Origin of the sequence: Mesorhizobium sp. DCY119 (assembly GCF_003590645.1) — a bacterium.
Classification (GTDB): domain Bacteria; phylum Pseudomonadota; class Alphaproteobacteria; order Rhizobiales; family Rhizobiaceae; genus Mesorhizobium_M.
In genome coordinates this window covers 4,335,876-4,359,039 of the sequence record NZ_CP031834.1, presented here as the reverse complement: position 1 = coordinate 4,359,039, position 23,164 = coordinate 4,335,876, and the positions used below count along the sequence as shown (strand labels likewise).

Genomic DNA, 23,164 nt, shown 5'->3' with positions numbered 1-23,164 from the left:
GGGTCTCACCAGCCCGCGCCAACCACATCAGGAGAGCAAAAATGAAGGCTTATATTCTGCTGGACCGTTCCGGCTCTATGCAAACCCGGTGGGCCGAGACCATTGGCGCCTTGAATGCTTATGTTGCCGGTTTGGCAGGTGAGAAGGCGACAAAGAAGACGGAAGTTACCGTTGCCGCGTTTGACAACCAAGATCCGTTTCTTGTCTTGCGCAGCGGCGTAAAGGCAAGCGATTGGAAGCCGATCAGCGAAGACGAAATCCGGCCTCGAGGCATGACGCCTCTATACGACGCTATCGGCAAGCTAGTTTCGACAGTTCGGCAAGACTCACCGAAGAAGGCGACGATCGTCGTCATCACCGATGGCGCAGAAAACGGCAGTCGCGAATTTAAGAAGGATGCGGCGAAGTCTATGTTGGACGAATTGCGCGCCAAGCAATTCGACGTGGTGTTCATTGGCGCCGACTTCGACGCCTTCGCCCAAGGAGCCGGCCTTGGGAACGCGTTCGGCTCAACTATCGTCATGAAGGGCGGCAACTACGGTGCCGCGATGAACGTACTCGCCACACGGTCTATGGCCTATGCGTCTGGGGGTGCCGTGGCTTCCTTCAGCGACGCAGACCGCAAACTTGCAGCGGGCGCTAAGGCCTAACCCCAACCTGCCTGCCGCAACCAACGGCAGGCACCACACCACATGAGGAGACACCATGCGTATCAGCCTTTCCAAGGCCGATCTTTCGCGCGTCCTTTCGGCCGTTGTGAAGATCCCCGAATCCCGAACGACTATCCCGATTCTGTCAAACGTCTTGCTGTCTGTCGAAGATGGCAAGCTCACTGTTAAAGCCACCGACCTCGACATTGAAGCGTCGGCTTCCATTGCCGTGCTTGATGCCGTTCCTGGCACCACGACGGTTGATGCCAAGTTGCTCGACAGCATCGTCAAGAAGGCGGGTGGCGACATTTCGCTCGAGCTCGTTGACGGCACGCTTGTCGTCAAGTCGGGCCACGCGAAGTGGTCGCTCCAGACGCTTCCCGCAAGCGACTATCCGGACCTTAATGCCGGCGAGTTTGACGTTGAATTCGACGTTGACCTGGCTGCGCTCGTGGCTCCGGTAAGCTTTGCGATCAGCACAGAAGAGACGCGCTATTACTTGAATGGCGTTTTCCTGCATACCGCTGACGGCAAGCTTGTTGCCGTGTCAACCGACGGACACCGCCTTGCTCGGCACATCGGGCAGGACAGCGATGACATTCCTGATGTCATCCTGCCTCGCAAGCTCGTGTCGCTGCTGCCAAAAGGCCAGGTCAAGCTGGCCCTGTCGGAACGAAAGGTGCGCGTCACAACGCCCGACGCTATTCTGACGTCGAAGCTTATCGACGGAACGTTCCCAGACTATCAGCGCGTCATTCCGACCGGAAACGATAAACTCGTCAGCATCGAGAAGGACGTGCTGCAAAAGGCTGTGGAACGCGTCTCCACCGTCTCGACTGAGCGTGGGCGTGCCGTTCGCCTCAATATCGATGACGGCAATGTCACCCTGTCCGTCAATTCTGCCGACCATGGCAGCGCAACCGAAGAAGTGCCTGCCGTCTACGACGACGATGCAATCGAAATCGGCTTCAACGCGGCCTATCTCGGCGAACTCCTCTCCAATCTTCCCGGCGCCACTGTCCGCATCGCGCTCAACGACGGCGGTTCGCCGACACTGTTCACGGCGGAAGGCAACGACGCGTTGCTTGCCGTATTGATGCCGATGCGGGTGTAGGCATGGGCGAAACCACCGAAGCAATGTTGTGGCGGCCGAAAGGCCGTCACGACCTCGCATCCTTTCAGGCTGAAGTCTGCGCTCATTGCCTAGACCGCAACGGCGAAGGCGACTGGGAGGATGAATTCGGGAACGACACGCCAGGCGAGTGTGTCCTTATCCATTATGCCTTTGCTGGCCCGACGCTGCACTGGACGATCAAAGATGGCCGGCGTGATTGCTGCTGCTTTGTCGAAGACCCGGCCAATCCTCCGCGCTGCCCGCTTACGAAGGAGATGTTTTAATGACAGGTTCCGAATGCATTTTTTGGACGGAAGTTAAGGCCAAGCGCGCGAACAGTCGGTCGCTGAAACTCTGTTACGCCATTCTGATGACTCAGCATTCAGGGGACGGCGCGGATTTTTGGCCGGCCATTCATGACGCGCTGCGCAGTCGTTTGGATTTGAGCACTCCAAAGAAGTTGGACAACTTCAAGTGCGAGGCATGGGCGATTTATGAGGCGATCGCTGCGACACAGAAGGCCGCATAATGGCCCCCATCCCAAAACCAACAGCAAGCACCGTAGGCGCGATTTACCGCGCCTACGAAGCCGCCAACAAGCATTATGATAGCCTCGGCATAAGTGTCGGGGAGATAGGCACTGAGTGCGATCGTGCGCTTTGGTACGGCTTTCGCTGGGCCAGCAAACCAGAGGAGATCGACGGCCGAAAGCTATCAATCTTCCGAACCGGTGATAGATGGGAAGAGGTCATGGTCGCGGACCTCGAGCGTATCGGCGTGGAGGTTTGGGGCCAGCAGGATCGCATTCGCCTTGTCCATGGATTCGTCCGCGGCAAGTGCGATGGCAAGGCTCTCGGTATTCCCGAGGCCCCCAAGACCGAACACCTCTGCGAGTTCAAGAGTTCAAACGACAAGGGTTTCAAACTCATCGTCAAGGACGGATGCCGTAAGGCCAAGCCCTTGCACTTCGCCCAATGCCAGATCGGCATGCACATGTTCGGGCTTACGCGTTGCCTCTATTACGTAACGAACAAAAACGACGATAGTCGGTACGTGGAGCGCTTGGAATACGATGTAGAATTCTGCCTTCGCCAGCTGGCTCGTGCCGAACGTATAGTTTTCAGCGACGAGCCACCTACAGGCATTTGCACCAAGCCCGACGACTTTCGAGGAATGTTCTGCAAACACCATGCAGTGTGCCAGGAGGGCGCGCAACCGCGCGTGACTTGTCGATCATGCTTGCACGTTCAGCCAGAGCGTGGCGGCGATTGTCATATTTCGTGCGCTCGCTGGTCGAAGCCTTTGTCGGTCGATGAACAAAAGGCTGCTTGCCCTGCACATCTGTTCCTACCCGGTCTTGTCGACGGTGAGCAGATCGACGTCGATGAGGAAAACGAGGTGATCACCTACCGCATGCGCAACGGCACCATTTGGACCGACGGCGCGGCGAATGACAATACCCAAGGCGGCTCCACCAAAGCCGCCTAATACCACCACTGAGGAGAAGTGAATGCTTGACCTGCGCTATTATCAGCGGGACGCCATAGATGCGCTCTACACTTACTGGCGCGAGGGCGGCGGAAACGGCCTTATCGTGCTCCCGACCGGATCCGGCAAGGCCTTGGTTATTGCCAAGATCATCGAGGAATTGCTGGCCGACTATCCGGATATGCGCATCGTCAATGTCACGCACGACTCGCGGCTAGTGGCTCAAAACTTTAAAGAGTTCATCGGGATCTCTCCGTTCGCACCGGCTGGCATTTACTCGGCTGGCTTGAACAGGCGTGACGCACGCGCGCAGGTGCTGTTTGGCGGAATCCAGTCCATCTGGAACAAAGTCGACCAGCTTGGCGACATAGACCTAATCTTGATCGACGAGGCTCACGGCATCTCGCGCAATGCCAATACGCAGTACGGAAAATTCTTTCGTGCCGTGAAGGCGGCCAACCCTGACAGTCGCATTGCTGGCACGACAGCCACCGATTATCGCATGGATTCTGGCCGACTGACTGACGACCTGGATAGCGACGGCGAGGTTGACGATGATGGCAACCCGCTGCGCATGAAGATGTTCGACGACGTCGTGTACGAAATCGGCCTTACTGAGCTCATCGAGAAGGGTTATCTGACACGGCTCACGAGCCAGAAGACCACCGCCAAAATTGACCTCAAGGGCGTCGGCACGCGAGGTGGGGAGTATATACCCGGCCAGCTTTCAGAGGCAGCGGAACGCATCATCGTCGATGCGGTCGCAGAAGATATGGTGCTTTCGGAGGGCCGGCGGGCCGCGCTATTTTATGCGACCAGCAAAGAGAATGCGGTACGCATCCGAGACGAAATACGCAGTCATGGTCGGACTTGCGAATCCCTTACCAGCGACAACGCTCATGAAACTGATCGCATTTTCGAGGACTTCAAGGCCGGCAAACTGTGGTCGATCGTGTCTGTAGGCATGCTCACGACTGGGACGAACTTCCCGTTCGTCGACTTCATCAGTCTAATTCTGTCAACGAAATCGCCGGGCAAGCTCGTGCAAATCCTTGGCCGCGGCACGCGAAACTGCGATGGCAAGGACGATTGCCTGATCGCTGACCACGGCAAGAACCTTGCCTATCATGGACCCATTGACCAGATCAGACCGAAGCCACCTGGCTCGGGGGATGGCGAGCAGCCAAAAAAAGTCTGCCCGTCGGAGGAAACGCCGAACGCGAAGCAGGACGAGAACGGCAACTGGGGTTGTGGCGAAGTCATCCCGATCTCGATTATGACCTGTCATTGCTGCGGCTATGTCTTTCCGCCTAGCGAGGAGGAAAAAATCACGGCGACAGCAGACGTTGCCCCTGTTCTGTCTACTGAGAAGCCTTGGCACACCGTGCGTTCGCGGAGCTTCTACTTCCATGAGCCGAAGGTTGCGGTAAATCCGCCGTCGGTGAAGGTGGCCTATATGGTCGGTCTCAAGATATTCAACGAGTGGCTTTGCCCTCAACACTTAGAACATCCTGAGCCGAAGAGCAGGCAGTTTCCCGTTTCTAAGGCCGATCGGTGGTGGTCACAACATGGAGGGAAAAGACCATTTCCTCGCACCGTAATGGACTGGCTCGATCGGCAGAATGAGCTGTTAGCCACCACGGAAATCCAGCTAGATTATAGCAAGAACGCCAAGTATCCGAACATTGCGGCGCATCATACCGGTCCGGCCAACGACAACGAGCCGGAAGCGGACAACGACAACTACTCGCCTGGCATGTCGGAAATGATGGACGATTCCATCCCGTTCTAGCCTGCTGTTGTAACAAACGGTGTGTCCCTATTCTTTTCTCGGCAAAAGGCAGGCCAGCGCTTGACTTGACGCTACGAATCCAACAAAGATAACAAATCTAACAAATTCGGACTACCAATCCGGATTCACCACCTGAGGAGATTTAGCGTGTTCGTCATTTTTGACTTAGACGGCACTATTGCCGATATCGGCCATCGCGTGCACCACGTCCGCGGCGGCAAGAAAGATTGGGCGGCGTTCTTCCGTGAATGCGTCTTTGATCGTGGCGTTTCTCACGTCATCGAGACGTTTCACGCACACCTCCGCGCTGGCCACAAAGTTCGCATTTGGTCGGCCCGCAGCGACGTCGTTCGAGCCGAAACCGAAAACTGGCTTTCCGATATGGGCATTGACCCTTGCTACCTGCAGCACATGCGGGCAGCAGGAGACAGCACGCCAGACGCTGTTCTGAAGCGCTACTGGTTGTCGCAGGAACACGGGCGGCCTGACCTCGTTTACGACGATCGGCAGCGCGTGGTCGATATGTGGCGGGCAGAAGGGATTCCCTGCTTTCAGGTTGTCGCCAACTGGGAGGACGAAGGGCGGATAATTCCGCCTGTTCATGACGGCTCGCTCTTGACCTTGATGGTGGGTCCGAGCGGAGCGGGCAAGACCAAATACGCTAAGGGCTTGCCAGGATACATTTCGAGCGACGATCTCCGTGCCGAATATACTGGCAATTTTCAAGACCAGTCGCGAAACGAAGACGTTTTCACTGCCCTGCATCGAATCGCAAAGGCTCGGCTCGATAGCGGGCTTTCGGTATGCATCGACGCCACCAACCTTCGCAGGCGGGACCGTTTGGCGTGCGTGTCGCTGGCGCCAGTCGGTTCTGCCATTTCCTATGTTGTTGTCGATCGACCGCTTGCCGACAAGAAGGCGACGGCTGGCTGGCGCAACGAAGTGTTGATCGGCGATAAGACGCTGGTCGAAGTGCACCACGAGCGCATGCAGTCCGCCTTGCGTGACATTCTTGCGGGTGATGGCCTGCCGAATGTTTCGGTCGTGGATATGCGCGTTGGCGAGTGGAGAGAGGCTGCATGACCCACTTCCGCATCAACCACATTGACGATGTTCTTCCGCACCTCGACGGCAGGCAGGAGTTCGTAGTCGCCGACAAGGGCGATTACACTGTCATCGACTACGTTTACGCGTTGCCTGACAGCTTCGACCACCCGGCTCGGTTAGAATGCCGCGGCATCAAGTTTGCGCCCGATGGCAGAATTTTGGCTCGCCCGTTTCACAAATTCTTCAACGTCGGAGAGCGGCCAGAAACGCAGCCTCATGTTCTGGATTTCAGTCGGCCGCACACAATCATGGAGAAGCTTGACGGCTCGATGATCCATCCTGCGATCGTCAATGGCGAAGTGGTCTTCATGACGCGCATGGGGCGAACCGATCATGCGGTTAGGGCGGAGCGGCATATCACTTCCAAGCTTCGAAACGCCTGTCACGCCATGTTGGAGGCCGGCGCGACACCAATCTTTGAGTGGACGGCTCCGGATAACCGCATTGTGGTTCGCTACGATCGTAGTGACCTTACTCTTCTTGCCATCCGAAAGAACGCGTCTGGCGAGTATCTGCCAACTTCACTCCAATGGGCATTCTCTCGTGAATCGTGCATTGATTTGGTCGAGCACCACACGCCCCAACACACCACAGCCACAGAATTCCTCGCCTACGCCAGAGCAATACAGGGCGCCGAGGGATTTGTTGTCCGATTCGAGGACGGCACGATGGTTAAGGCAAAGGGCGAAGACTATGTTCTGAAACACCGCGCCAAAGACAGTATATTGCAGGAAAAGAACATCCTAGCGCTTGTTCTGTCAGGTGGCCTGGATGACGTCTTGCCGCTGCTTGATGAAGCTGACGCCGATGCGGCGCGAGAATATGCGGCATCGGTTGAGGCTGGTGTGAAGCGTCGAGCCGACGACCTTGCCGACTTCGTGGCAGCGAACAGTAATCTCCCACAGAAAGACTTTGCGCTTCAGGCCATCCCACGCTTGCCTGTTGATCTACGGTCACCTGCCTTCATGGTCCGCGCAGGCCAAGAGGCGCGCGAAGTCATCCGCGCTCGCATCGCTGCAAACACCACCAGCCAGACGAAGGTCGACGAAAGCCGCGCATTGCACGGCGCACGTTGGGTAGCCTAACCACCACACCACAACCCGTCTACCAAGCGGGTCACCACTGAGGAGAAGACATGAACGACAACTTCCTGGCCGTAGACGTGGCTAACCTCGAAGCCGAAATTCACGGCCTGTTCGAAGCCTTCCCCGAATTGGCTGAGGACGAGCAGTTGCGCGCCGATATGCTGGAAGGGTCCACGGCGGCATTCGATGTCTTAACGCGCCTTGTGTCGATAGAGCGGGACGCCGACAGTATGGCCAAAGCCGTTGCCGGCCGAGTGGCAGAATTGCAAGCTCGGAAAGCGCGAGCGGACAAGCGCAAGGATGCGATGCGAACGTTGATGCTTCGCATTATGAAGGCGGCAGGAATCAAGAAGGCGCCGCTTGTCGAGGCCACAGTGTCGGTATCGAAGGGCAGGGACAGCGTCGAGGTTACCGACGAGACCGCACTGCCTAAGAAGTTCGTGAAAGTTACAACGTCACCCGACAAGACCGCAATCAAGGCGGCGTTCGATGCCGGAAAGAAAGTCCGCGGTGCCGAACTGAAGACGGGCGGCGAAACGCTTACCGTGAGGGTGGCTTGATGGCCTCTAACATAGCGATCGTAAAACAGGAGTTTCCTGAAACAACTCGACCGTACAGGCTGATCGAAACATATGACACCAGCGAAGGGCCGCGCACGCGTGTCTGCTCCGGAGTCTTCTACACGTTTGATGAGGCGAACAATCGACGCGCCGATCTCGTGTGCATCCGAGTGCCGGATTTGGCCGCATGAGCAACCACGGCGACCAATTCATGCCGTGCGCCGAATGCGGCAAGCAAGCAGAATCCGACTCCGTTGACGTAGGCGTTGGTCTCTACATTGCCGGCAACTACCAGTGTGAGTGCGGTTGGGAATACGGCGCAGACGGGAAAGCGAGGGTTGGAACTTACGACGACTGGTTTCCTGTTCTTGTTGCCGAGCAACAAGAAGACTGGGTTAGCATCGGCTACACAGACCCTCCGCCCGCTCCAGAAGGTTTCACCACCGAAGTGAAGCGTGACTGCTTTTTGGGCATCGTAACCGCTTACCGCTACATCCGCCCGCTTGCCGCGTAGCGCCATCGGCGGCCACACACCACCCGCCCAGACACCAACTGCGCGGCACCACGCCGAAAAACATCGGCATAGAGGAGATTTTGAATGCCCGTATTTTTGGACGGCAAGGTTGAGTTGCTGATTGGTGACGTATTTACAATGCTCGGAGAGATGTCTCCTGATTCCGTCGACTGTGTCGTAACGAGCCCACCATATTGGGGGCTGCGGGACTATGGCGTCGACGGACAGATAGGCCTTGAGCCGACGCTCGGCGAACACCTCGACGTCATGGTTCGCGTATTCGAGGCTGTGAAGCGGGTTCTCAAGCCGACTGGTACGCTGTGGATCAACTACGGCGACTGCTACGCCACAAGCCCGAACGGTCGCTCTGCGGCGGACACAAAGGCAACGGGCAACGACGACCGAACATTTCGTGACAAGCCGTTCTCGACCATCGGCGGCGTCCTCAAGGCTAAAGACCTTTGCATGGTGCCGAACCGGCTCGCGATAGCGCTGCAAGAGGCCGGCTGGTGGATCCGCAGCGAGATCGTCTGGGCTAAGCCGAACCCGATGCCGGAGAGCATCCGCGACCGGCCGGCGACCTCGCATGAGAAGATATTCATGCTCTCGAAATCAGCGCGGTACTTTTATGACGCCGAGGCGGTCCGGCAGCCATCAGCAGAGGCCAGCATCAGTCGCTGGTCGCAGGATGTCGAGAGCCAGGAAGGTTCGCACCGAGCAAACGGTGGAGCGAAAATCAATGGCACCATGAAGGCAGTTGGCGGCCCTCGTCAAAAACAAGCGCAGACTGCTGCCAGTGCCGCAGCCGTCGGCGCATCGTCAGGCCGGCGTATGGCTGGCTTCAACGATCGGTGGGATGCCAAGGAAAAGATCAGAGCGTCGGATGTCGCCAGTCCACGCCATGCCGGGCAGATCAACCACACAGGCATCGAGGCCACACTTCGCGGCTTTGGTCGCAACCTTCGCAATTACGAGCCGGCACCGGCAAGCGTCTGGAATATCGCAACCCAACCGTTCTCCGATGCCCATTTCGCGACCTTCCCGCCAGAACTCGCCGAGCGCTGCATTCTCGCCGGATGTCCGAAGGGTGGCCTCGTGCTCGATCCATTCGGTGGAGCAGGGACCACGGCACTCGTCGCCCTGCGTCACGGGCGGCGCGCCTCTTTGATCGAACTCAATCCTGAATATGCCGCCATGGCACGCCGTCGGATCGAAACCGAGTGGCGCGTCGCCCCGCAAGTGAAGCAGGCAACCAATGACAACCTTCCGCTCTTCGGAGTCGCAGCATGAGCGCCCACGACCCGGCCGATTGCTACTGGTGCACACGGCACGCCATCGGTGTCGGAATCGGCAACCCAACTCGCGATCCACAATACCTATGTGCGGAGTGCCTACCAATCATGGAGTACATCAAGAACGTCCGCAGGAGGACGCCATACGAGCTCAAAGCTCGAGAGGGCGGCGTGGAAGCGGCCGGCCCACTCGTTGAAGAGTATGGGCCGGACTTGTCAGCATGGAGCGAGGAACAAGTGCTCATATTCGTCGGCACAGTCTGGCAGGGCTGCGCCGATCGGATGCGATCGCTTATTCGAGATGACCAGGCGCCTTTCTGACAGCAGCTAAGCCTTCTTTTTTTCCGCAACGCGTTTTGACCGAGGGCTGATGGTCTCGAATTTTCCACTTGTTGCATCGCGAACTATAGTTGTGCGAGACGATCCGCCCGACTTGATCACCTCATTGCTTACATCACCAAGCGTGAGGGTCGATCTGGCGGCATGGGCAAGAAACCCTGATCGGCTCTTTCCGGATGCCGCCGCGGCTCGGTCGATCATCTCGATTAGATGTTCGTCCATGGAGATGTTGATTCGAACCGACTTGCCGGGAATTTCGAACGGTACCATAGCAAGGACACCGTCACGCGCCATTTCCGAAAATGCAGCATCGCTTTGAAGTTCGCTAAGAGACCGCAGCATTGGAAGCGCATCGCCGTCCTCGACCATTCCAGCCGCATGGAAACTTAGCGCCTCGCTCCCGCGCCTGATTGCCTCTTCGGCCGTAGACCCGCCAGAGATGCAGCCAGGAAAATCCGGAAACGAGATTCCAAAACTGCCACCTTCCTCGTGAATGAGAGCATAAGCCAATGGCATTCTCTGTCTCCTTGGTTAGCCGACGGGAAGATGGGACTTACCAGTCCCATCCCGCCTGTGTGAAGATCGACTTAAGCGTCTTAGTCGGAAATTCCGTGACGCCCATGTCCACCGTGACCTTACCGGGCTTAGTGGGGTGCGCGTACTGCACATGATCCCCCGGACCCTTACGCTTAATCTCCCATCCGTCCGCGCGGAGCATCTTGACGATTTCGCGGGGCTTCATGGGGTTGCGTTTCGGGGCCATTTTCGAAGTCCTTAGTTGATATACACACTTATACACAATACACACTGTTGTGTAAAGCGAATAATTCTGGAGTCAAAATGAACGACGCACAACTAGCACTATCCTATGTGGCAGCCGGAATACCTGTTTTCCCGTGCAGGGCAGCTGACGAGATTACCGAAGAACACGACCGCGAGACTGGCGAGATCGTGGTTTTGAAAGCCAAGACGCCGCTTGTCTCGAATGGATTTAAGGGTGCGACCAAAAACACGCGCAATGTCACCATTCTATGGGAACGCAACCCCGGCGCGATGATTGGCGCCCCAACCGGGGAGCAAATGGGTGCTTGGGTGCTCGATGTGGATGTGCACAAAGACGATGATGGCAACATCATCAACGGTTATGAATCGCTTTCTGCATTGGAGGAAAAGTACGGCACACTGCCAGAAACAGCCACGGCAAAAACTGCTGGTGGCGGGGAGCATCGGTATTTTAAGTACGCGCCAGGTGTTCGCAACCGAGGTGGTCTTGGCCCAGGTCTCGACGTGCGAGGAAGTGGTGGGTATGTCATCATGCCCGGAAGCGTCACGGCAGAGGGCAAGGAGTATGTATGGTTAGACTACGACGGCGAAGGTCTGCCGCCACTTGCCGACGCTCCTTCATGGTTGTTGGCACTCGTTTGCCCGCCTGCACACGTACAGCAAGCCCCATCTGACTACACCTATTCGTTCGGTGACAATGACGTGTACGTTGAGCGTGCCGTTGAGGCGGAGCTAAACTTGCTTGCCACGACAGGGCAGGGTGAGCGCGGCGAGCAAGTGAACAAGTCCGCGTTCTCACTTGGAACACTTATCGGCGCGGGCGCGCTTAGCCGAAGTGAGGCCGAAATAGGCTTGCTCGACGCGGCATATGCCAACGGTGTTGTCGCCAAGGATGGGGAGAAGGAAATTCGAGCCAAGATCAGGCGCGGCCTGGATGCCGGCATCAAAAAACCGCGCGTCATTCCAGAGCGAGAAGACAACATGGCCGGATGGGGCGCTATGGATACACGCGCCCTTATTGAGAACAGCATGCGTAAGAAGGCACAACAGGCTACCGTGATTGCCACAACGGAAGACGCATCCACCGATACCCACCCAGAAGAAGACGACATCCCGGAATACAAGCTCGAGGCTGTCGCCGACATTGAAAGCCTTACGTACCCCAGCGGTTTGGTTGAAGACCTTATCAACTGGATTACATCGTCGGCCGAACAGCCTTCACGAGCCTTGGCTTTGGCCGCCGTGCTGCCTCTTGTCGCGTCGCTGGCAGGATCTCGCTACAGTACGGGAAGCAGGGACACGCGCCCCAACATCTACACCGTGGCTCTGGCGGAATCCGGTTTCGGCAAGGAGCACGCCCGAAGCCAGATCAAGCGCATCCTCATGTCGGATCACGGCGTATTTGATGCATACAGCGGCCCCGCACGCATCATGTCGGCGTCGGCACTACGTGAGGTTTTGGAAAGCCACTCGTCCGTCAATTGCCAGATAGACGAGTTCGGCGGCTTCGTGAGGGACATCACCGATCGAAAGGCGGGCAGCCACCAACGGGCAATCTCGACCGACTTGCGCGATTACTACAGCGCCAGCTCGACGTTCTTCGAAGGCGCGGCCTATCGCGGGACTCCACCCAAGCGAATCTACAACCCGAACCTTTGCATTCACGGCACGTCAACGCCAGATCAATTCTGGTCCGCCCTGTCATCAGCGAGTGCCGAGGACGGGCTTCTGCCCCGCCTGATACTATTTCACGTCACCGGGGCAAAGCCAGCGGTAGTGAAGCCGTCCAGGGACGTGCGCGACGTGCCAACGTTGCTTATGGAGCGAATGGCTGACGTGGCTGGCATAAACGTTGCAGCTAAGCGGGGAAATTTGACGAAGCCAGGTATGAAGGTGGTCGCCGATTGGAAGGAGAATAAGCCGCATATCGTGGAATGGACTGACGACGCTAAAGGAATCTTCCGAGCGGTCAAGGAGACTATTGACGCCAACGAAGCTGCTGCCGCGCCAGAGGCCAGGCCGTTCATGCGGCGCATAGTGGAAAACGCTATCAAGCTCGCCATGATTGTTGCCGTGGGTATAGACCCCAAAGAACCGGTAATCACGGAAGCGACGTTCGAATGGGCCGCAGCCGTGGCGTGGACATGTGCCGCAGCCATGCTTGCCGAGGTGGGCGAACGGCTGGCCGATAACCAGCGCGAGGCCAACTATAAGAAGATTGCCGGCTTGATTAGAAAGGCAGGGAACAAGGGCATTGCGGAAGGCCGCTTATTCGACCGGTGCAAGGCTATAGATGGATGGCAGCGAAAGGAGATTCTTGAGGATCTTACGAAGGCAGGCAGCGTGGTTCTGGCGTCGAATGACAACAAGTTGGGCAGGCCGTCAAAGCGGCTGGTTTGGGTGGCGTGAGCCACCCCGCCTTTCTTCCATCCAAGCCGTAGTTTCATCCATGGACGAAATGCAAAGGTCCAACTTTCGTCCCGGATAAATCCACGCCCCGTTTGGACAAAAGTCAGGACGAAAAGCTCAATGAAAACAAGGTACTTATACTCTATATATATAATAAAATCCAATAATCCATAACGTTATGTATATAGTCTATGTTCTTATAATGTTCTCTGTCTGTGTAATATATAAGAGAGGAATGGACAAATGGCAAAAGCCACATCAGCCACCACCCCCAAAACCACCCGTAAGCCCACGGCCCGCACCACGACCCAGACCGTCCGCATAAACGGCGTCCGAACCAAAATCACAACCCGCAATGGTCGTGTCACCACCTCCAAGGCTTTGCCTCTCGAATGGGAACTGCAGGCTGCCCAGGTTCTCGCCCTCCGCCGCATGCCTGAATACGGCAAGCAGTTCCTTTTGGCCGGCGACATGAATTCCGCCAAGCGTGGCCCACGTGCGCAGGTCGAGGCCATCGCGGCTGGCCTGACGCCAGGCGAAGCCGACGTCAGAATTTATCTCCTCGACGGGCGGATCAAGATGTTCGAAAACAAGGTTGGCCGCGCAAACCTTACGGATAGCCAGAAGGAACGTCATCCAGCCCTAGCCAAGATCGGCCACGACATCACGGTAGTCCGGGCTGTGACGAAGGAAGACGCAGCGGAGCAGGCAGTTGCCTTGGTGCGATCGTGGATAGCCGCAAATGACCGGGAAGTCGAGGCTACAAACAGCGCAACAACATTGACAACACCAACAAAACTATCCAACCTTATCTAGCGATTACCAATCGCGAGTCTGGCCCACCAAGCCAACCACCACATGAGGAGACAAGAAATGCCACCCAAGGCAATTAATGACAATCGTAAAGACCCGGAAGTCTATCGCATCAATCAAGATGGCGAGTTCGACCACGACTATTACGATGAGGAGAAATTCGAGGACGAACTCTTCGAAGAAGATTTCATCAGGGAGGCGGCATGACCTCCGCATACAAGGACTTTGGAAGCGCGCTGCTTGCGTACCGTGATAGGCCAGAAGGTCCGATCGAGCCAATTCAGACTAATTGGTGTGTAGTGGCTGCAAACGACAACGCCGACCCAGAAGAAACGGCGGACTTCAGCTTTGAGAGAAATCTTCTAGTCACGCCGTCAGTTCAGGAGATACTGCGGCAGGCAACGTTCCCGGTCGAGAGGAATGAAGCCGGACAGATTGTCCGAATTGGCCGGCTCTCGTTTAGCGATGGAGCCCAGAGAGAGAAGGGATACGCTCTCGGCCCCGACGACAAAGTGATACAGGCGGACTTCAGAATGCCCATTGGTGCCATGCTCGGCACTGTGGAGAAGGCAAAACAGCAAGCCGGCGGGAAGGATTACACGAACGCCGAACTTGAGCAGAGCAACCTGTACTTTTCAAGGGTGCTTAAGACAATTGAGCCAAGATACGTCCCTCGGAAAAAGCGTAAGAACGGGCCGTCTTTAACAGCAAGCCAGAGCCGGTCGATTTTGGCAGAAGCCATCGCAAATACCCCGGTAATGCCAAAGGTAAAAAAACTGAAGCCTGGCCTGCCATGTGGTTCATCTCGCGTAGCCGATAGTTTCGTTGGAATGCAGAAGGGCAAGAAGGGCGAGACCGGCGCGATGATGTGGCAGGATATGTGCACATCAATCGTTAATCGCGAGATATGGGACGAAACGCTTACGGCGCTGAAGAAAGAAGACCGAGAAACACTAGATAAGGCAATGGTTGCAGGTAGCTTTGCCGAGATTGGTGTAGCGGCCGGCCAGTCCCGGCTGTACGCCGATAAAAGAGGCGGTGGACGCAAGAGACTCATGGCGGCAAACGACAATCTCACCATCGAGCTAAAAAAATCGGCCGCATAGGTAGGGATTCCGCACTTAAGCTCACAGTATAGTGAAGGGGATGGAGACTATATTGCCTCCCCGCACTATTCCGCGTCACGCGGACCCGAAGCCATGCGGCAGTTAGGTGCCGTCTCTGAGCGTCGGGTAACTACCCAAACAAGCAAGGCAGCACGACTGAGAAGGATGGGGATTCCCGTCCGTCCCTTGCTTTCCATCGCCCACTGCGCTGTCTCCTCCGGCTGCATTGGGCTTTCTGCGGCGGCCTCCCTGCGAAAGTGGGTTGAGGCTGCCGCTATAGGTTTGCCCGAATGGGCATACGTTGTCATGGCCGGCGTCACTGCTTTGCACACGTTCGTAGCGTCACGATGCGGCTTATGTCGCCCGGTCTTCGTTATTCTGCGCCGGTAGAGAAGTCAGGTAGCAAGGAATTTATGGCCTACGCAAATCCACTTGACCAGAAGGCTGCCGCAAGACGACATTACGAGGCTAACAAGCACATCTACAAGGCTAGAGCCAAGAAGCACTCTGCAAGAGAGCGTGACCGGGTACGGTCATACGTCGCAGAGCATCTTGGCCGTCATCCGTGCGTTGATTGTGGCGAACCAGATCCTGTCGTCTTGGAGTTTGACCATAGGGACGTTAGCGAAAAGGATTTCTCTATTGGTGAAGCCAATACGCTTGGAATGTCCCTTCAACGAGTTATCGCGGAAATAGGTAAATGTGATGTTCGTTGCGCCAACTGCCATCGACGCAGAACGCATCGGCAATGGAGTGATGGCACATTTGCCGCGCCAATCGTAAAGACGATTGAGCCGCTCCCTTTATTCATGTTTTGCAATTGATGTCCGGGGTTCGATTCCTCGCTAGGGCACCAATTCCCCGTCAGCGGCTCTGCTCTGCCAAGTGCAGACATCCGCGTCTCGCCCAGCCTCTGCCCTCTCAATAGTCGGTACGCTGGGCATTTTTATCCCGGAGATCGAGATATGGAAGATCGACCGCGACCCACCCATACAGCGCACGCGCTAACAGGGTGGAAGATGGTGGCTAATCGCTGAGCTTTGGAAGCTCGGAACGCCGGTTCGAGTCCGGCCATCCTGACCAATTACGACCCGCCAACGTAGCAACGTCTGACATAGGCGCCGAGTGCGTTGGCCATTTTGTTTGAGGAGACAAGGCATGAATGCAAAGCTTTCACTATTGCGTCAGTGCGATGCTGTGCTCGCATGTGATGCTGTAACTGGCCATGCCCGACTGTATTGGCAGTCGGTGCGGGACAAGGTGTCCCCGTCCTTGGGGAGCATCTTCCGATGATCGGTTTTCTTTCCCGTACTATTCGGGTATTCGGATTTTCGTGTGGAAAGTAGGCCATGACATGCTATGCTCCGTTTCGGATTATAGTGTGGAAAGGGATGCTTGTGACGGAGCCTCTGTGGTACCTCACCAAGGATGGCGACCGGACCTGTTTGGACCTCTATGAACGCCATTACTCGTGCTATCGATACCGAGACGGCCGCAAGCGCGTGCTGTTCGCTGGACCTGGGGAGAAGATCGTTCTTCGAACCGGAGATGGAGACGCTATGTTCGTCTGGCGCAAGTTCATCGATGCCAGCGGAGAGCAAGGGATCAACTGCGCCGTCTTCAGGAACGAGAGTCCGAACCTCGCGTCCGACCTTATCCGACAGGCTGACGCAATCGCTGATCACTGCTGGCCTGGTGAAAGGCACTACACCTACGTCAATTCGAAAGCAGTCAGGAGCCGCAATCCGGGCTTCTGCTTTGTGGCCGCTGGATGGCGGCGTTGTGGACTGACCAAGGGCGGCCTTTTGATTATGGAGCGCCCATGAGACTCCACACGATATTCCGTTTCCGGTATGACTCGCCTCGATTGAGGGGCAAGCATGGCAAACAACGCGCTGTGGTTGGAGGGCTGGACCGTGCACGTCCTTGACCGCCAACAGAACGAAACCGTCGCTGAGGCGACCTACGACACCGACGCTCGGGACTGCCCGAAATGCGGATCGGTCGACCGATTGTACAAGCACGGCAAGAAGCTCGTGAACTACCGGGACATCCCGACTTTCGGCCAGCCGCTGATCATCCGCGCCGAAGTCGCGCGGTACAAATGCCGGGAGTGCGGGGAGACTTCCATGCAGGAGCTGCCAGCGATGGACAGCAACCGCCGCATGACGAAGCGGCTCACGGACTACATCGTCGAACAGGGCATCATGCAGACCTACAGCGCTGTTGCCCGGCATGTTGATGTGGACGAGAAGACGGTTCGGAACATCTGCGACGAGCATGTTCAGATGGCCGTCGGCGCAAACCTTCGGGAGCCCGTCATCATCCTGGGCATCGACGAGCTGACCATTCGGAAGCGGAAGCGGACTGTGTTCGTGGACGTTGCCAACCGCCGTCTGCTGGACATGATCGACTCCATGGCGAAGCCTGCCGTCAACCACTGGCTGTCGTGGATGCCTGGTCGCGAGCGTGTTCGGATCGTGACCATCGACATGTGGGGACCGTACGCCGAAGTCGCCAGAGAGCTGCTGCCGAACGCCATCGTCGTCACCGACAAGTGGCACGTCGTCAGCAAGGCGAATGAGAAGCTCGACCTCGTCCGAAGCAGGTTCCGCAAGGGCGCGAAGGGAAAGATGCGGAAGAACCCGCACCGCGGCCGATTGCTGATGCACATCCGCCCGTCGAAGCTGTCTCCGATGAGGCGACTGATGCTTGACGGCATGCTCGACAACAACCCGTTGCTCAAGGACGGATGGACGGCCAAGGAAGGGTTCTATTCCATCTGGGAGGCAACGGACCGAGCCGACGCAGAACGACGGTTTGACGAGTGGAAGGCGTCGATCCCCGACACGGTTCGGTTGGAGTTTGACGCGCTGGCGGCCACGGTCGAGAACTGGCGAACCGAGGTATTCAACTACTTCGATCACCGCTTCACCAACGCATACACCGAAGCACGAAACAGGCTCGTGAAGGACTTCAACCGAGCAGGACGCGGTTACAGTTTTGATCGCATCCGAGCCAAGGCCCTGCTTCAAAAGCCCATTACGAGCAAGCCGCTGGTGCTGTGCGAAAGTTGCTTGGGAGTGTTCCCAGACTGGTTTCCGCTGTCCCGCCATACCGATCCCACGACGGGTTCGGTGATGCGTGTTTGCGCAAACTGCCACGCTAGATTCCACACGGCGAGGAGACTTCTTCATGATGTCAATTCCACACCGAAATCCGAATAGCCTACTATTCGCACGGCGGCCAATGTTGCCACGCTTCCCGTATCTATGGCTGCAGACATTGTTACCCTAGGTGGTGACCTTGTCGATCGCCGTGAGAGCTATACGGAGACGAAAGCTCGTCGCATCGCAAAGGATGCAGGCAGGCTGATGGAGGATGTGGCAGGATGATCGACCGCCTTATGGACAAGGTCCGGCAGTGGTTCGGTGGTTGGCATATGCGCGAGCCGCATGGCTGTCCGGCCTGACTATCGCTCTGCCGAGGCGGCCGAATACCGAAAGCTATATAAGACCGCACGATGGCAGCGCACACGCGAGGCCAAGCTCGCACAGGATCCACTGTGTGAGTGGTGCCTTGAGCGAGAAGACGTGACTGCGGCCACTGAGGTGCACCACGCAGAGGCGCATAAGGGCGATCTAGATAAGTTCTGGAGCGGTCCTTTCGTGTCGACGTGCAAGCCATGCCATGCCTCGCGCGGCCAGCTAGAGGACCACGGCAAGGCCGTGGTGAGGTTCGGTGCGGACGGCTGGCCGTTGTAGGAATAAAACCCCTGCGCACCGCACAATGTTTCACGAATGTTTCACGCAATATTGTTTCGTGTTGCATTTTGGCAACAGGTAGGGGGGTGTTGCAAAGTCGCAACACCCCGAAACGCGGGACCGGCGTGGGAGCATCGCGCACGCATCTGCAATTCAAATTATGACCCCTGAATAGGATTTCATTCCATGGCTAGGCCGAGAAATCCCCTCGGCAAGGCAAAAGTCGAGGGTCGCGACAAGATGAACGCCGGGCGCTTCAAAAAGCGCGTGGAGCCCAAGGCAAACGGCCCTCTCGGCGCCCCGCCTAAGTGGCTTGTCGACACCGACGCCAGCAAGGCGAAGTCTGCCTGGCTGCTTTTCCAGAAAGAAATTCCCTGGCTGACGCAATCGCACCGGATGCTGGTCGGTATGGCCTCACATGTGCAGGGCGCGATTATGGCAGGCCAAGAGGTTGGCGTTCAGAGAATGAACTTTCTCCGACAAGTCCTCGGCCAGATGGGTGCAACTCCGTCCGACGCCAGCAAAATCACGGTGCCTGATGACGAGGACGACAAAGACGACCTCCTCGACTGAGGTGGCGCTGCGGCGCGTCAATGCTTATGCGCAAGCGGTATTAGACGGAAATGAGATTGCCGGCCCACACGTGCGCAACGCTTGCCGACGGCACTTCGCCGATTTGGAGCGCGGGCACGAGCGAGGGCTATACTGGGATGACGACGCCGCGAACCGGGTTTTTCGGTTCTTTGAGGAGCGTCTTCGTCTTAGCGAGGGTCAGTTCGATGGCAAGCCGTTCAAGCTGCACCCGTCTCAGGCGTTCAAGCTGGGTTCGATCTTCGGATGGAAGAAGGCGGACGGTACACGCCGTTTTCGCACGGTCTACATCGAGGAAGGCAAAGGGAACGGGAAGTCACCGTTCGCAGGTGGTGTAGGGCTCTACGGTCTAACCGCCGATAAGGAATCTGGCGCGCAGATTTATGCCGCCGCGGCCAAGAAAGACCAGGCGCAAATCCTGTTTCAGGATGCGTGCAAGATGGTTCGACAGGCTCCGGCGATCGAGTCACGCGTAAAGTTCAGCGGTGGATTGGGCAAAGAGTTCAACATTGCCCACCACAAGTCGGGATCGTTCTTTCGGCCGATATCCAAGGAAGCCGGCAAGACCGGCTCCGGCCCGAGACCGCATTTTGCACTTTGCGACGAGGTGCACGAGCACCCCGACCGCAGCATCATGGAGATGCTGCAGCGCGGCTTCAAATTCCGCCAGAATCCCCTGCTCTTGATGATTACGAACTCCGGTTCGGATCGAAACAGCGTTTGCTGGGAAGAGCGGGAGCGAGCGGTCAAGGTTTTGGCTGGCACTCAGACTCCAGACGAAGAGTTCACTTTCGTTGGCGAGACCTGGGAAGGCAGCGACAGTGTCTTTGCTTATGTCTGCGCCCTAGACAAGGGCGACGATCCGATGACGGATCCGTCGTGCTGGGCCAAGGCAAACCCGCTCCTCGGCACGATCCTGACGCATGATTACTTGGCGGGCGTTGTGGCGGAAGCGCGCGATGTTCCCGGCAAGCTAAACAACGTTCTGCGCCTGCACTTCTGCGTGTGGACTGACGCCGACAAGGCATGGATGCCTCGCGCGACAGTTGAGCAGGTCATGTCGGAATGGGCCTTGCCGGAAGGCGGCCCGCTCTATCTCGGCGTCGACCTTTCCGGCACGAAGGACATGACTGTTGTAGCGTGCGTCCAGCCGACTGGCTTCATTACAGTCACGCGCGAGGACGGTGAAACCGCTGACCTGCCGACATACGACGCATGGATCGAGGCGTGGACGCCTGGCGATACGCTTGCAGCCCGAGTTACGGCCGACAAGCAACCATACGACGTGTGGGTACGGGACAAGTACCTAAACGCCCCCGAAGGGAAGCGTATTCGGTTCGACATCGTTGCGGCGCGTGTTGCCGAGTTGGATAGGCTCTACGACATCCAGTCGATCGCCTACGATAACTATGCCTACGCAGCATTCAAAGATGAACTCGATATCTTCGAAGTGACGGCCGAACAGCTTCCACACCCGCAAGGCGGTAAGGTGAGGGCGCGACCTTCTGAAGAGAAGATTGAAGCGGCGAAAGCTGCCGGCGAAAAGCCTCCGTTGGGGCTTTGGATGCCGGGGTCGGTGACAGCGCTCGAGGATTTGATTGTCGACGGTCGTATTCGGCTTCGCTCAAATCCGGTGTTGATGACGGCCCTCATGGGATCGACTTTCAATCATCCGCCAGACCCGCATGGCAATCGATGGTTCGTCAAGACAAGGGCGTCGGTACGCATCGACGCGGCCGTTGCTTTGGCAATGGCGGTTGGCGCCGCGGCTGACAAGCCGACTGTAACAGCACAGTCTTCCCCTTGGAACGACCCTGAATTTAGCCTGACGAAAATTGGAGCCCAATAATGTGGCCATTTAGCCGGGCTAAACCGGAAGAAAGCGTGGAAACTCGCGCTGAAACCATTGAAAATCCGACGATTCCGGTGAGTTCCGAGAATTTTCTATCTTTCTTCGGTTTAAACGGTGCAACCCTCGCGAATGTAACCATCGACAGTGCTCTGACGGTTCCAGCCGTGTGGGCGGCTGTCGCTTTCATGTCTCGAACACTGGCGGCAATTCCACGCCATGCCTACCGAGACACGAAGGAAGGTGCGAAGAGGGCGGGGGGCAAGTTAGAAACTGTTGTCAATGTTGCTCCTAATGATGCAGCCGGGTCGTTCAAGTTCTGGCAGCATTTCTGGCAACAGGTGTTCACTGGCGGCCGCGGCCTTGCCTGGATAGAGCGGACTCCGCAGGGCGTCGAAGCCCTTTGGGCGCTTGATCCGAAGAAGACTACGGTCAAACGCACGGCGGGTCGCGTCACATATCAGTCTGAAGGTAAGACCTATCAGGCTGCTGACGTGATCGACGTGCCGTTTATGCTGAAATCGGACGGATTGAGCCACTACGGCCCAATCAATATGGCGGCAAAGGCAATTCAACTTGCCATAGCTATGAATGATTACGGCAGCAACTTCTTTGCTGGCGGAGGCGTTCCGCCACTAGCGCTTGTTGGTCCTCTACCTGCTGGCGCGGAGGCAATGAAGCGCGCGCTGGCGGACGTTACCGCGGCAATCGATAACGCTAAAGCTACCGGCAAGCCCATCACGCCGATTCCTGGCGGATACGAGTTGAAGCCCGTCGGCTTCGATCCTGCCAAAGGCCAGATGATTGAGGCGCGGCGCTTTCAGGTCGAGGAAATCTCTCGTGCCTATCAGTTGCCACCTGTGTTTCTGCAGGACTTGTCGCGGGCCACGTTTAGTAACGCCGAGCAGCAAGATCTTCATCTCGTGAAGCACCTTATCGGCCAGTGGGCCAAGGCGCTGGAAGATGAATTGAACCTGAAGTTCTTCGGGCGTGGCGGATCATCCCGCTACATCGAGCACAATCTAGACGGTCTCATGCGGGGCGACTTCAAGAGCCGAATCGATGGCATCGCACGCGGCATCCAGGCCGGCTTCCTCACCCCGAATGAGGGACGCGCGCTGGAGAACCGCGGTAAGCACAAGAATGCTGCTGCCGAAGAACTGTTCATGCAGGGCGCGACGGTGGTGCTTGGAACACAGCCACCAGATCCGCCTGCAAACGACAACACCCCTGACGACGACAATGAGGCTGACGCCGCATGACGACCAACATTGAGAAGCGCGCATCTGGCCTTGGGGTTGAGGTGCGCGCCGAAAGCGACAAGCGAACACTTGTTGGCTACGCCGCCAAGTTTGACAGGCTGGCCGACATCGGAGGTTATTTTCAGGAGAAGATAGCTTCCGGTGCATTCGCAGACGTAATCAACGGCGATATCCGCGCTTTGGTCGATCATGACCCTGGCCGCGTGATTGGCCGGACTAAGTCCGGCACGCTTCGGCTAGCCGAAGACGGAACCGGGCTTCGCGTTGAAATCGACGTGCCCGACACTAGCGACGGCAACGACCTGTGGGTCTTGGTCGAGCGCGGCGACATTAGCGGAATGAGCTTTGGCTTTCGGGTGACCAAGGAAACTTGGGACGAAACCGGCGATACGCCGATTCGTACCATTCACAAACTTGAGCTTCATGAAGTGTCGGCAGTTGCTTGGCCTGCCTACGAAGACACGACGATTGGCCTTCGCTCGCTTGAAGCGGCAAGGGCCGAAGGCGGCGCCGCTAGGGATGCCGCAGAAAAGCGCGCATCTGACGCTGCCGCTGCCGCAAGGCGGGTGGCCGAAAAACGCGCTGCGATGGAACAGCGAATTCGGGGCATCCGGCAGGACGCCACGTAGCCAGCCTCAACGGCTGA

23 protein-coding genes and 1 tRNA gene are annotated in these 23,164 nt (G+C 57.1%); 22 read left to right on the top strand and 2 right to left on the bottom strand.

Annotation, left to right across the window (positions count from 1 at the left end):
- Positions 1 to 41: 41 nt before the first annotated feature.
- The 11 genes from DZG07_RS21270 to DZG07_RS21220 all read left to right on the top strand — a co-directional run bounded on the left by DZG07_RS21270 (position 42) and on the right by DZG07_RS21220 (position 9,600).
- Positions 42 to 650, top strand: coding sequence for a vWA domain-containing protein (locus DZG07_RS21270; RefSeq protein ID WP_162931684.1), 609 nt, complete (start codon positions 42 to 44; stop codon positions 648 to 650).
- A gap of 55 nt (positions 651 to 705) precedes the next feature.
- Positions 706 to 1,764, top strand: a complete 1,059-nt coding sequence (gene dnaN, locus DZG07_RS21265) for a DNA polymerase III subunit beta (protein ID WP_119820637.1) — start codon at positions 706 to 708, stop codon at positions 1,762 to 1,764.
- A gap of 2 nt (positions 1,765 to 1,766) precedes the next feature.
- Positions 1,767 to 2,048, top strand: a complete 282-nt coding sequence (locus tag DZG07_RS21260; RefSeq protein WP_119820634.1) for a hypothetical protein — start codon at positions 1,767 to 1,769, stop codon at positions 2,046 to 2,048.
- Positions 2,048 to 2,293, top strand: coding sequence for a hypothetical protein (locus DZG07_RS21255; protein WP_119820631.1), 246 nt, complete (start codon positions 2,048 to 2,050; stop codon positions 2,291 to 2,293). Before DZG07_RS21260 ends, DZG07_RS21255 begins: the two co-directional genes overlap by 1 nt.
- Positions 2,293 to 3,252 (top strand): oxidoreductase, encoded by a 960-nt coding sequence (locus DZG07_RS21250; RefSeq protein WP_119820628.1) that lies wholly within the window; start codon positions 2,293 to 2,295, stop codon positions 3,250 to 3,252. The genes DZG07_RS21255 and DZG07_RS21250 overlap by 1 nt, the downstream gene beginning before the upstream one ends.
- Positions 3,253 to 3,274: 22 nt before the next feature.
- Entirely contained in the window at positions 3,275 to 5,044 is a 1,770-nt protein-coding gene (locus DZG07_RS21245) for a DEAD/DEAH box helicase family protein (RefSeq protein ID WP_119820625.1), read from the top strand.
- A gap of 147 nt (positions 5,045 to 5,191) precedes the next feature.
- On the top strand, positions 5,192 to 6,127 hold the full coding sequence (locus DZG07_RS21240; RefSeq protein WP_119820622.1) for an AAA family ATPase: 936 nt from the start codon (positions 5,192 to 5,194) through the stop codon (positions 6,125 to 6,127).
- Entirely contained in the window at positions 6,124 to 7,236 is a 1,113-nt protein-coding gene (locus tag DZG07_RS21235; protein ID WP_119820619.1) for an RNA ligase, read from the top strand. The genes DZG07_RS21240 and DZG07_RS21235 overlap by 4 nt, the downstream gene beginning before the upstream one ends.
- Positions 7,237 to 7,286: 50 nt before the next feature.
- Positions 7,287 to 7,796, top strand: coding sequence for a siphovirus Gp157 family protein (locus DZG07_RS21230; protein ID WP_119820616.1), 510 nt, complete (start codon positions 7,287 to 7,289; stop codon positions 7,794 to 7,796).
- Positions 7,797 to 7,983: 187 nt separating this feature from the next.
- Positions 7,984 to 8,310 (top strand): hypothetical protein, encoded by a 327-nt coding sequence (locus tag DZG07_RS21225; protein WP_119820613.1) that lies wholly within the window; start codon positions 7,984 to 7,986, stop codon positions 8,308 to 8,310.
- Positions 8,311 to 8,394: 84 nt separating this feature from the next.
- On the top strand, positions 8,395 to 9,600 hold the full coding sequence (locus DZG07_RS21220) for a site-specific DNA-methyltransferase (RefSeq protein ID WP_119820610.1): 1,206 nt from the start codon (positions 8,395 to 8,397) through the stop codon (positions 9,598 to 9,600).
- Positions 9,601 to 9,929: 329 nt separating this feature from the next.
- On the opposite strand, the gene DZG07_RS21210 is transcribed toward DZG07_RS21220, so the two are convergent.
- Positions 9,930 to 10,457 carry a type II toxin-antitoxin system HicB family antitoxin gene (locus tag DZG07_RS21210; RefSeq protein WP_119820603.1) on the bottom strand — a complete coding sequence of 176 codons (528 nt, stop codon included), beginning with the start codon at positions 10,455 to 10,457 and terminating at the stop codon, positions 9,930 to 9,932.
- Between the two features lie 37 nt (positions 10,458 to 10,494).
- Positions 10,495 to 10,683, bottom strand: a complete 189-nt coding sequence (locus DZG07_RS21205; protein WP_348626425.1) for a type II toxin-antitoxin system HicA family toxin — start codon at positions 10,681 to 10,683, stop codon at positions 10,495 to 10,497.
- Between the two features lie 98 nt (positions 10,684 to 10,781).
- Between DZG07_RS21205 and DZG07_RS21200 the strand changes: the two genes are divergently transcribed.
- The 11 genes from DZG07_RS21200 to DZG07_RS21150 all read left to right on the top strand — a co-directional run bounded on the left by DZG07_RS21200 (position 10,782) and on the right by DZG07_RS21150 (position 23,147).
- A complete protein-coding gene (locus DZG07_RS21200; protein ID WP_119820597.1) occupies positions 10,782 to 13,133 on the top strand; it encodes a bifunctional DNA primase/polymerase in 2,352 nt (783 codons plus the stop codon).
- A 243-nt stretch (positions 13,134 to 13,376) separates the two neighbouring features.
- The gene (locus DZG07_RS21195) at positions 13,377 to 13,949 is read left to right on the top strand and encodes a VRR-NUC domain-containing protein (protein WP_119820595.1); all 573 of its coding nucleotides are present in this window, start codon (positions 13,377 to 13,379) and stop codon (positions 13,947 to 13,949) included.
- A 57-nt stretch (positions 13,950 to 14,006) separates the two neighbouring features.
- Positions 14,007 to 14,153: a hypothetical protein gene (locus DZG07_RS24000; RefSeq protein ID WP_162931683.1), complete on the top strand. Its 147-nt coding sequence runs from the start codon at positions 14,007 to 14,009 to the stop codon at positions 14,151 to 14,153.
- On the top strand, positions 14,150 to 15,052 hold the full coding sequence (locus tag DZG07_RS21190) for a hypothetical protein (RefSeq protein WP_119820592.1): 903 nt from the start codon (positions 14,150 to 14,152) through the stop codon (positions 15,050 to 15,052). Before DZG07_RS24000 ends, DZG07_RS21190 begins: the two co-directional genes overlap by 4 nt.
- A 1,008-nt stretch (positions 15,053 to 16,060) precedes the next feature.
- A tRNA-OTHER gene (locus DZG07_RS23995) sits at positions 16,061 to 16,135 on the top strand.
- 476 nt (positions 16,136 to 16,611) lie between these two features.
- Positions 16,612 to 16,878, top strand: a complete 267-nt coding sequence (locus tag DZG07_RS23990; protein WP_133304774.1) for a hypothetical protein — start codon at positions 16,612 to 16,614, stop codon at positions 16,876 to 16,878.
- Positions 16,879 to 16,932: 54 nt separating this feature from the next.
- Positions 16,933 to 18,279, top strand: coding sequence for an ISL3 family transposase (locus DZG07_RS21175; RefSeq protein WP_119820583.1), 1,347 nt, complete (start codon positions 16,933 to 16,935; stop codon positions 18,277 to 18,279).
- Positions 18,280 to 19,002: 723 nt separating this feature from the next.
- Positions 19,003 to 19,389 carry a hypothetical protein gene (locus DZG07_RS21165; RefSeq protein WP_119820578.1) on the top strand — a complete coding sequence of 129 codons (387 nt, stop codon included), beginning with the start codon at positions 19,003 to 19,005 and terminating at the stop codon, positions 19,387 to 19,389.
- Positions 19,355 to 21,256 (top strand): terminase large subunit, encoded by a 1,902-nt coding sequence (locus DZG07_RS21160; RefSeq protein WP_119820575.1) that lies wholly within the window; start codon positions 19,355 to 19,357, stop codon positions 21,254 to 21,256. Before DZG07_RS21165 ends, DZG07_RS21160 begins: the two co-directional genes overlap by 35 nt.
- Positions 21,256 to 22,518 (top strand): phage portal protein, encoded by a 1,263-nt coding sequence (locus DZG07_RS21155; protein WP_119820572.1) that lies wholly within the window; start codon positions 21,256 to 21,258, stop codon positions 22,516 to 22,518. The genes DZG07_RS21160 and DZG07_RS21155 overlap by 1 nt, the downstream gene beginning before the upstream one ends.
- A complete protein-coding gene (locus DZG07_RS21150; protein WP_119820569.1) occupies positions 22,515 to 23,147 on the top strand; it encodes an HK97 family phage prohead protease in 633 nt (210 codons plus the stop codon). Before DZG07_RS21155 ends, DZG07_RS21150 begins: the two co-directional genes overlap by 4 nt.
- The last annotated feature ends 17 nt before the right edge of the window (positions 23,148 to 23,164 follow it).